8 protein-coding genes and 2 pseudogenes are annotated in these 9,366 nt (G+C 71.7%); 4 read left to right on the top strand and 6 right to left on the bottom strand.

Going from position 1 to position 9,366, the window contains the following annotated elements; translation table 11 throughout:
- Positions 1-193: 193 nt before the first annotated feature.
- On the top strand, positions 194-2,056 hold the full coding sequence (locus AB0I98_RS26735; RefSeq protein ID WP_362945984.1) for an FUSC family protein: 1,863 nt from the start codon (positions 194-196) through the stop codon (positions 2,054-2,056).
- Positions 2,057-2,068: 12 nt separating this feature from the next.
- Here the strand turns inward: AB0I98_RS26735 and AB0I98_RS26740 are convergent.
- From AB0I98_RS26740 to AB0I98_RS26750, 3 genes and pseudogenes are all read right to left on the bottom strand, one after another.
- Positions 2,069-2,197 (bottom strand): annotated as a pseudogene (locus AB0I98_RS26740) (cupin); the annotation flags it as partial.
- Between the two features lie 58 nt (positions 2,198-2,255).
- Positions 2,256-2,798 carry a class I SAM-dependent methyltransferase gene (locus AB0I98_RS26745; RefSeq protein ID WP_362945986.1) on the bottom strand — a complete coding sequence of 181 codons (543 nt, stop codon included), beginning with the start codon at positions 2,796-2,798 and terminating at the stop codon, positions 2,256-2,258.
- Between the two features lie 7 nt (positions 2,799-2,805).
- Positions 2,806-3,759, bottom strand: a complete 954-nt coding sequence (locus AB0I98_RS26750) for an endonuclease/exonuclease/phosphatase family protein (RefSeq protein ID WP_362945989.1) — start codon at positions 3,757-3,759, stop codon at positions 2,806-2,808.
- Between the two features lie 138 nt (positions 3,760-3,897).
- Here AB0I98_RS26750 and AB0I98_RS26755 point away from each other — a divergent pair, with 138 nt between their 5' ends.
- The 3 genes from AB0I98_RS26755 (at position 3,898) to AB0I98_RS26765 (ending at position 6,504) form a co-directional block, all read left to right on the top strand.
- Complete coding sequence (locus tag AB0I98_RS26755) at positions 3,898-5,256, top strand: amidohydrolase (RefSeq protein WP_362945992.1); 1,359 nt, start codon at positions 3,898-3,900, stop codon at positions 5,254-5,256.
- 219 nt (positions 5,257-5,475) lie between these two features.
- Entirely contained in the window at positions 5,476-6,165 is a 690-nt protein-coding gene (locus AB0I98_RS26760; RefSeq protein ID WP_362945995.1) for a DUF899 domain-containing protein, read from the top strand.
- Positions 6,166-6,318: 153 nt separating this feature from the next.
- Complete coding sequence (locus tag AB0I98_RS26765) at positions 6,319-6,504, top strand: hypothetical protein (protein WP_210575910.1); 186 nt, start codon at positions 6,319-6,321, stop codon at positions 6,502-6,504.
- A gap of 117 nt (positions 6,505-6,621) precedes the next feature.
- On the opposite strand, the gene AB0I98_RS26770 is transcribed toward AB0I98_RS26765, so the two are convergent.
- From AB0I98_RS26770 to AB0I98_RS26780, 3 genes and pseudogenes are all read right to left on the bottom strand, one after another.
- Positions 6,622-8,565: an ABC transporter ATP-binding protein gene (locus tag AB0I98_RS26770; protein WP_362945999.1), complete on the bottom strand. Its 1,944-nt coding sequence runs from the start codon at positions 8,563-8,565 to the stop codon at positions 6,622-6,624.
- Between the two features lie 102 nt (positions 8,566-8,667).
- Positions 8,668-9,111 carry a hypothetical protein gene (locus tag AB0I98_RS26775; RefSeq protein WP_362946001.1) on the bottom strand — a complete coding sequence of 148 codons (444 nt, stop codon included), beginning with the start codon at positions 9,109-9,111 and terminating at the stop codon, positions 8,668-8,670.
- Positions 9,102-9,366 (bottom strand): annotated as a pseudogene (locus AB0I98_RS26780) (hypothetical protein); the annotation flags it as partial. The gene AB0I98_RS26775 and the pseudogene AB0I98_RS26780, both read right to left, overlap by 10 nt.

Here is a 9,366-nt window from a genome sequence, read left to right on the forward strand (position 1 = left end):
TGGACGGGGTGACCCTTGCCGGCACGCCGTTGCGTTCATAAAGAACATGCCTCTCCCACCGGTCGTCACACTCTCGAAATACGACCGTTCCATCCCCTCCAGGAAGCCGATCTACCGTAGGAGCCACACACTCGAAAGCCCGGCCACCGTCGCCCGAAGGCAAACCCGCGCCCTCGTTCCCGACAGGAGCCCCGTGTCACGCCCCGCGTTCGCGTCGTTCGTCCTCCCGCCCTGGCTCGCCCATGTTCTGCGTGCTCAGCGCGGACCCGTGCCCTGGATGGCGGTGACGCGTGGGGCGCTGGCTGCCGGGCCGCTTCTGCTCCTGGCCGTCCTGTTCGACCGTGCCTCCCTCGGTGTCGTCGCCGCCATCGCCGCCATGCTCGCCGGGATCAATGACCGGCCGGGGAGTCGGCGGGCGTCGGTCAGGCGGCTCGGGGTGCCCGCGGTGGCGGGGGCGGGCGGGATGCTCGTCGGGACGTACGCCGGTCACAGCACGGGCGTCCTCGTGCTGACCTTGATCCTCACCGGCCTCGGGCTCGTCGCCGGAGGCATCAGTGCCGTCGGCCCCGTCGCCTCTTCCGCCGGTACGCAACTGCTGGTCGCGGCCGCCATCGGGGCCGGGATGCCGTTGCCCGAGCCGGGGTGGCTGCGGGCCCTTGCCTTCGTCGCCGGAGCCGGGTGGTTGCTCGCGCTGCGGCTGCTCCTTCCCACGCCCGGTGCGATCGTCGGGGACTATCGGTTCGACGGTGAGCGGAAGGCGGTCGCCGCTGTGTACGACGCCGTCGCCGGACTTCTCGATGCCGTCGGGTCCTCCGCGGCCATCGCCCGTCGCGTCTCCCTCACCGCCGCTCTCGACCATGCGCAGGACGCTCTCGCCGGGCCGCGGCTGCGCCGGTACGCCAGTTCCGCGGCCGAGCGGCGGCTGCGGGCGCAGTACGTTGCCGCGTTGCCGCTGGCGGAGGCGGCGACCGCGTTGGCCTGGGGTGGGGAGAGTGTGTCGGCGCGTGCCTCCGAAGGGCCGCGTCGGCTCGCTGCCGCCGTGCGCGGGAACACGCATACCGGGCCGTTGCCCGCGCCCAACCGGTCCGCGCCCGCGCTGCGTGCCCTCGATGACGCCCTCCTGCACGCTGCCGAGGTGTTCGACCAGGGCGAGGGCCGCGACCTGCACACCCGTCGGCGGTCCCCGCGGGCGCTCCTCCGCAGCGTCTTCGGGGCCGGCGGGCGGGAGTACGGGTTGCGCGTCGCCCTGTGCTTCGGGGCCAGCGCCGCGATCGCCCAGGCACTGCATCACGCCCAGTGGTACGGGCAGCACGAGCACTGGTACTGGCTGCCCGCGACCGCCGTCTTCCTCGTCAAGCCCGACCTCGGGCCGCTCGTCTCACGCGTTCTGTGCCGGGCCGCGGGGACGGTTCTCGGGGCCGTCGTCTTCGCCGGGTTCGCCGCGGTGCTGCCTCAGCCTGGAGGGCTCATCGCGCTCGTGGCTCTCAGCGGTGCCTTGATTCCCGTCGCCACGCGGCACTTCGCCGCCCAGACCGCCGTCGTCACCGTTCTCGTCCTCGCCCTGGTGATGGTCGGCGGTGAGCCCCCGGCCTCCTGGAGCCGTATCGGCGAGACACTGCTGGCCTGCGCCATCGTGCTGGTCGTAGGGCACCTGCCGATGCCGGGGCAGCGGGGTGGCGGAGTGCGGTCCCGGCTGGTGGCGGCGGAGGATGCGGCGCACGCCTATCTCACACACGTCCTGAACGGCTCGGACTCCCGCCCCCTCCGCTGGACCCTCCGCCGCGAGGCCTATCGCACCCTCGCCGAAGCGCGTACCGCCATCGCCCTCGCCGGCGCCGAACTCCCCACCCTGGCCCGGCACTCGGAGGGTGCGGACGAGATCGTCGTCGTTCTCGAACGGATCGTCGACACGACCACCGCGTGCGCCGTGCACCTCGACGACGCCGGCCGGCTCACCTCTCGGCACACCGACCGCCTCGCCGCCCTCCTCGACGAACTCGCCGCACACCGGGAGCGGGCGGGACTACCCGCGCCTGAACTCCCCCTCGCCGTATAGCTCTTGGACGTATCAGACGTCCGTGCGCTTCAGCAGCCGGCTTCCCCGCGGCAGGGTGACGGACATGATGTCGCTGGGTGCGTCCAGTTCGATGCGGTGCCAGCGGCCGCGCGGCACGATGACCGCGGTGCCGGCGGCCAGCGAGCTCACCGAACCCACAGGGCTGCTCCGGGCCAGGCTCGCCCTGACCACTTGGCGGCTACTCGACGACTGAGGGCAGCTTCGTCGCACGCACAGCACGCACACACACCAACCTGGCCCCCTTTGCCGTGGTCGCCGTGAGTACCTCCGCCTCGAAGCCGTGGGCGGTGACGGCGGCCATCACCGTCTCCGCGATCTCCGCCGCCCGTCGCGCATCCGGCGGCTCCCACGACAGGCACAGGATCCCGCCCGGCGTCAGCCACCGCCGCACTGCCGTCAGCTCCTTCTCCGGCGACCGGACCCAGAAGAGGTTCACGTTCACCGCGAAGACCTTGTCGAACGACCCGTCCGGGAAATCGGCCTCCTCCACCGCCGCCACCCGGAGCACCGCTCGGCCCGCGGCGACGGACTCGCCGTTGCGCCGCCGCGCCGCCTCCACCGCCGTCCGAGACCGGTCGACGGCGGTGACGGTGCCCGTCGTGAGCCGTTCGCAGAGCAGCGCGACCGCGACACCCCGGCCGCACCCGATCTCCAGCACCCGGTCGCCGGGATCGGGGCCCAGGATGTCGACGGTCCACGTCAGCCGCTCCGGAACGGACACAGGAGCCTCAGTCTCCGACCCGCGCCCACACCGGCGCGTGGTCCGACCCCGGCTCCCCGCGTCGAGCCGCGGGGTCGGGCCCCACTGACGGCAACCGGGGCGTGTCCGCACCCGGCAGCCCCGTCCCCGCCTCCGACACCCGCCGGACCAGACGGTGGCTGACCAGCACGTGGTCGATCAGCTCACGCCGCCCGGAGTTGATACGCGAGAAGCGCCGCTCGGCCGGTATGAGCGGGGCGACGTCCCACAGGCGGGCCGCGTCTCCGTTGTCGTCCACCTTGAAGCCGGGCGTGCCGATCTCGGAGCCGGGCGGGCCGAGCAGGATCTGCGTGGTGGCCGCCTGCACCTCGTCGTTCAGGTCGCCCAGCACGACCACGTCCCGCTCGCGGCCGTCGCCCGCCAGCAACTCGTCCGCGAGCGCCCGCAGCGCCGTCGCCTCGGCCGCCCGCCGGTACAGCGCATACGCCCCGAACCGCGCCCGCTCGCCCTCGTCGCGCGTGTGGAAGCGGCCTCCGGGGAAGGTCAGCAGCTTCGACTTCAGATGGCAGACCGCCACCCGCAACGGCCCCGCTTCCGTCGTCGTCTCCACCGCCAGGAAGCCCCGGCCCGCCGCCGACACCGCCGTGCCGTCGTCGGCCACCTGCACCGGGCGCAGCTTCGGCGGGAACGCCGTCGTGTCGGCCAGCACCTCGAGCGGCGTCCGGCTGAGGAAGCCGACCCGTATGCCCCGGCTGTCGCCGTGCTGGGAGAGCGCGGTGTGCCAGGTGCCGCCCACCATCGCGATCAGGTCCCGCAATGCCGTGTCCTCCCCGACCTCCTGCACACCGAGCAGCGCCGGGTCGAGTTCCTTGATCACATCCGCGAGGGCGGCCAGCTTCGTCTCGTACGCGGCCTTGTCCTTCGGACCGGACGGGCCGCCGGGCAGAAACAGGTTCTCCAGGTTCCAGGTGCCGATCAGCATGCCGGGCTCCTTTCCAGAAGCCATCGGTGCGGGCTGTGGTGAGGCCAGGGTGACCGCACGGGCCGCCCCACGACAGGGCCGCGACGGGATGCGCGGTTCGGCTCACGTCGCGGCACTACACCGTCGTACGTTGGCCCAATGACGCCTTCTCCCGTGGAAGCTGATCTCATCATCACCGGATGCACCGTCCTCGTGCACGACGATCACGAGCGGATCGGGTTCGAGGAAGACGCCGCCATCGTCGTACGGGACGGTCTCGTCGAGGCGGTCACCAGCGCCGCCGACGCCGGAGGGCTGGCGGCGCGGGAACGGATCGACGCCCGCGGGCAGGTCGCCATGCCCGGGCTCGTCAACTGCCACACCCACGCCCCGATGGTCGCGCTGCGCGGTGTCGCCGAGGACCTGCCGACCGAGGAGTGGTTCAACGACGTCGTCTGGCCCATCGAGTCCAACCTCACCGAAAAGGACGTGGAGTTGGGGGCGCGGCTCGCCTGTGCCGAGATGATCCGCGGCGGTGTCACCTGCTTCGCCGATCACTACTTCGCCATGGACGCGGTCGCCGCCGTGGTCGACGCATGCGGGATGCGGGCGCACCTCGGCGAGGCCTTCTTCTCCTCACAGGGTCCTCAAGGGCGGGAGAAGTCACTGGAGTTCGCGCTGCGGCACCGGGGAGGCGCGGGCGGCCGTATCACCACCACCCTCGCCCCGCACGCCCCCTACACCGTCGACGACGCAGACCTCGCCGCCACTGCCGCACTCGCCGGCGAGCACGGCCTCCCCGTCCACATCCACGCCTCCGAGAACCGCGACCAGGCCGACACCAGCCTGGCCCGCCACGGCCGTACGCCCATCGACGTCCTCGCCGCCACCGGGCTCCTCGACACCGACCTCCTCATCGCCCACGGCACCGGCATCCTCGACCGCGACCTGCCCGTCCTGGAACGCGCCGGCGGACGCATCGCCGTCGCCTCCGCACCGCGCGGCTATCTCAAGTTCGGCTGGCCCGACACCACACCCGTGCGCGCGCTGTACGACATCGGCATCCCCGTCGGACTCGCCACGGACGGCGCCGCCTCCAACAACTCCCTCGACGTCTGGGAGTCGATGGCGCTCACCGCCCTCATCCAGAAGTCGACCCAGGGCGACCCGCGCTGGCTGACGTCCCGTCAAGCCCTCCACCACGCGACCCTGCAGAGCGCCCGGGCCGTCGGGCTGGGGGATGAGTTGGGCAGCATCGCACCGGGCCGCCGCGCCGACATCATCCTCGTCGACCTCACCGGCCCACACACCCAGCCCGTGCACGACCTCGCCGCGACCCTGGTGCACAGCGCCCGGTCCGCCGACGTCCGTACGACGATCGTCGACGGCCGCGTCCTGATGCGTGACCGTGAGCTGTTGACGCTGGATGTGGCCGCGGTGGTGGGGGAGTTGGGGGAACGCCTGCCCTCACTCCTGGACCGGAGCCACGGCAAGAGGATCCAGGAGTACGACACGTAGCGCTCCGCTGGGGGTGCCGTGATGGGTCGTCGGTTGTCTGCGGCTCCGTTGTGGCTGGTCGCGCAGTTCCCCGCGCCCCTTCGGGGCGCTCCTCGGCGGCCCCGTCGAGCAAGGAGCGGGGCGCCGGTGACGTACTCCCAAGAAAAATCCTGAAGCAGCGATGAGTTCCGCCGTCTCCTCCGGTCACCACCCAGAACGGACCGTTGCACTGGAGGGAACATGTCGCTTCCGGAGATCGTGACGCGTGACGCATGGCGTGCGGCGCGTGCTGAACTGCTGCTCAAGGAGAAGGCGGCCACGCGCGCGAGGGATGCGCTGAACGCCGAGCGGCGCGGGCTGCCGATGGTCGAGGTCGACACGGAGTACGTGTTCGAGGGCGGCGACGGCAAGGCCACGCTGCTGGACCTCTTCGAGGGGCGGCAGCAACTCGTCGTCTACCACTTCATGTTCGCGCCCGAATGGGACGCGGGCTGCCGCAGCTGCTCCGCGTTCCTGGACCAGATAGGGCATCTCGCGCATCTGCACGCGCGCGGGACGACGTTCACGGCGGTGTCCCGGGCGCCGTACACGAAGATCCTGCCGTTCAAGGCGCGGATGGGCTGGACACTGCCCTGGTACTCGTCGTACGGCAGCGACTTCAACCACGACTTCGAGGTGACGCTGGAGCACGAGGGGGAGCTGTCCGAGCGGCCCGGCGTCAGCTGCTTCCTGCGGGACCGCGATCGCGTCTTCCACACCTACTCGACGTACGAGCGCGGCCTCGACGGACTCGGATCGACCACCACCCTGCTGGATCTGACCGCACTGGGGCGGCAGGAGGAGTGGGAGGAGCCCAAGGGGCGCGCGTCGGCTCTCGGTGCGCCTGCGGGCAGTGAGCGCATTCGGTATCACGATGAGTACGAAGACTGACGCAGAGAGTGATTATTTGCCCGAAATGCTGAGAGAGTCCTCACACCCTGTGGTGGACGAGTGTCAACTACGTCTCAGTACCGTCACTTCGCGAGGCGTTCACCCCGACTTTGGCGTTTAACTCTATGAGTCAGCGCTACATGGAGGTGCAGGGTGAACGGGCGAACGGTGCTCGAGAGCTTTCCCGCAGGCGGGCCGCGAGGTTCCTGGCCGGCGGAGGAGTTCGCGCAGGCGCAGCGTCTGAAGGGCCTGCCCGCGGAAGTCGTGATGGACCTCGCCACGGACTCGTTCCTGGTGATCCTGCGGGGCGGTGACGCCGTCACGGACATCGCGGCGTGACGGCTACGCGGAACCGGCGAACTCCGGTGCGGTGCAGCGCCCCCGAAGGGGCGCGGGGAACTGCGCGACCAGCCCCCACCGGCCCGCAGCGGGCGAACCGCACGTTCCGCGGAGCGCCTAGCTCGCCTTCGGCACCGGTGTCGTGAACTGGTCCGCCTGGAGCGAGTACAGCTCCGCGTAGACGCCGCCGGTGGCGAGGAGTTCGTCCGGGGTGCCGGACTCCACCAGACGGCCCTGGTCGAGGACGTGCACCAGGTCCGCGTGGCGGACGGATGCCAGTCGGTGGGTGATGAGGATGACCGTCTGGCCGGTGGAGGCCAGGGCGCGGATCTTCTCGAAGACCTCCAGCTCGGCCCGCGCGTCCAGGGCCGCTGTCGGCTCGTCGACGATCAGGATGCTGCCGCGCCGGTAGGCCGCCCGCGCGATGCCGAGCCGCTGCCACTGGCCGCCGGACAGCTCATGTCCGCCGCTGAAGTGCCGGGCCAGCAGGGTGTCCAGACCGCGCGGCAGATCGGCGACCACGTCCTCGGCGCCCGCCTCGGCCACCGATGCGGCCAGGCGTTCCTCGGTGAGGGGCGCGGAGGAGCGGCCGACGGCCACATTCACGCGGGCCGTGAACGGCCAGCGCTTGAAGTCCTGCGCCACCATCGCGATCCGCTCGGCGAGTTGATGCCTGTCCGCGCCCGCCGCGTCGACTCCGTCCCACAGGATCCGGCCCCGGTCCGGCGTGTACAGGCCTGAGAGCAGCTTCACCAGCGTCGTCTTGCCGGAGCCGTTCTCGCCGACGAGCGCCACGATGCGGCCGAGCGGGATGGTCAGCGTGACGTCGTCCAGGGCCGGGCGGGTGGACTCACCCGGGTAGCTGAACGACACGTTCTCGAAGTGGATCTCGCGGGGCGCCTCCGGGAGCGCGTCGCCGCCGACCGGGATCGCCCGTTCGGCCGCCTCGACGTACAGGCGTTGCAGATCGCCCACGAACAGCGCCTCCTCGTGGAGCGCGTTGACCTCCAGGACGAGGGTGTCGAGGCTGGAGGAGCCGGTACGGATCGCGATCACGGCCGTGCCCGCGACGGACAGGGCCATCGCCCCGGCGAGCAGCAGCCCGCCGAGCGTGGCATACGTCGCCACCATCGCGATGCCCGTCCACGCCGCCGCGAACAGCCCCGTACGGGCCGCCAGCCGCGCCAGCCGGGCCTGTTCCGCCTCCGCCGTCTCCGACATCGCCCGGAAGTGACGCAGCAGGAACGGGCCCACACCGTGCAGCCGGATCTCCGGCGCCGCCGCCGGTTCGGTGAGCAGACTGCTGATCAGGTGCCCTGCGCGGGCGTGCTGCACCCAGGTGTGGAAGGACTCGTACCGCCGCCGCGCGTTCGTCAGGGCGCTCCACGCGCTCGGCAGCGTCATCGTCGCCAGGAGCGGGAGCAGCGCCGGATGCAGGACGGTCAGCACACCGGCCGCCGCGATCAGCGAGATCATCGCGTTCACCACGCGGGTGCTGTACGAGATCATGCGCCGGGCCGACTGAGCGCCGTACTGCGCGGTGTCCAGCAGCTTGTGGAACGTATGGTCCTCGATCGCGGCCAGCTCCACGGCCGCCGCCCGCTCCAGATACCGCTCGGTGGCCACACGCTCCACCTTCGGCTCCAACCGTCCGGTGGCGTACGTCGACGCCGCCCGCAGCAGCGCTGATACGAACATCACGGCGGCCACCGTGATCAGCGCGGGGGCCGCTCCGCGCAGCCGGTCCTCGATGGCGCCGCCCGCCAGCAGCCGGCCCAGCACGCTGTTGACCGCGAGCAGACTCACCGCCTGCGCCATACCCCGGGCGACCTCGGCGGCCAGCACGGTCCGCGCGGCCCGCCGGTCGGCCTGCCAGGCCAGCCGGAAACTGGAGGCCAGCATGCCGGGCAGCCGCGCCACCATGGCCCGGAAGTTCAGCTCCAGGAACGCGTCACGGTGCTGGTTCCAGCCCATGTCGTAGCGCAACGGGCCGCCGAAGAGCAGCTGCTCGGATTCGGAGACCTCGGGTTTCTCCGCGTCGCGTTTCCTGCCGACCACCATGGACCTCCCCCGTCGTGGACGACGGCCACTATCGCGGGACATATGCCCCTGGGGGAGAGCGCAGACAGGAGAGGTCGAAGCACGCGGGCGTACGCCCTGTGCTTACGCGCTCACCGACCGCGACCATACGGGGGTCGTGCCCGTCACCCGGCACAGGGCCAGATACAGCGGGATCGGCGGGGTGTACGGCACTGTGCCGTCCGGCCGGTGGATCAGGCCCGGGGGCTGCGGGGCGTCCGGGATCAGGGCGCCGGTGGCATAGCGCACGGGGGCCGGCCACTCCAGGGCGTAGTCGGAGTCGGACGGAACGATCCACCACCAGTGCGCGTCGTCGGCGTAGACGCAGCCCACGCGGGGCAGCCGGGGCAGCACCAGCGGGCCGAGGCGGGCCGGCACCGCCACCGCGTCACAGCCGAGGGGGGCGGTCATGCCCTCGGGGACGGGGAGCCGACGGGGTGCTGCGGGGGTGTGCAGTCCGCGACGAAGGCGGACCACCGTGTCCAGGGTCAGCACCCGGCCGCCGCTGAGACCAGCGCCTACAGCCATTCGGCCCCCGCCCCGTGACCGTCGTGGGGGGCGCGCGCCGCGTGGCCGTGGTGCAGCGGCGCTTGGTGGACGTCGTACTGACCGTGTCCGTCGTATTGGCTGTATCCGTCGTACTTGTCGTGCGCGTATGTGTCGTGTGCGTGCGCGTCGCGTCCGAAGGGCGCGTGGCCGTACGCACCAGGCGCGCCGGAACCCGCGCCTGGTGCGCCGGCCCCGTGCCCGCACCCGCCCTGCGCGTCCCTGGCGTGTTCGCCC

This window comes from Streptomyces sp. NPDC050211, from assembly GCF_040656035.1.
Lineage (GTDB): Bacteria > Actinomycetota > Actinomycetes > Streptomycetales > Streptomycetaceae > Streptomyces.

What these genes read in the sequence shown, in the direction of transcription:
- AB0I98_RS26750 (WP_362945989.1), bottom strand. Translation starts at nt 3,759, where the DNA reads ATGCTGATCGGCACCTGGAACCTGGAGAACCTGTTTCTGCCCGGCGGC.
- AB0I98_RS26755 (WP_362945992.1), top strand. Translation starts at nt 3,898, where the DNA reads ATGACGCCTTCTCCCGTGGAAGCTGATCTCATCATCACCGGATGCACC.
- AB0I98_RS26760 (WP_362945995.1), top strand. Translation starts at nt 5,476, where the DNA reads ATGTCGCTTCCGGAGATCGTGACGCGTGACGCATGGCGTGCGGCGCGT.
- AB0I98_RS26770 (WP_362945999.1), bottom strand. Translation starts at nt 8,565, where the DNA reads ATGGTGGTCGGCAGGAAACGCGACGCGGAGAAACCCGAGGTCTCCGAA.
- AB0I98_RS26775 (WP_362946001.1), bottom strand. Translation starts at nt 9,111, where the DNA reads ATGGCTGTAGGCGCTGGTCTCAGCGGCGGCCGGGTGCTGACCCTGGAC.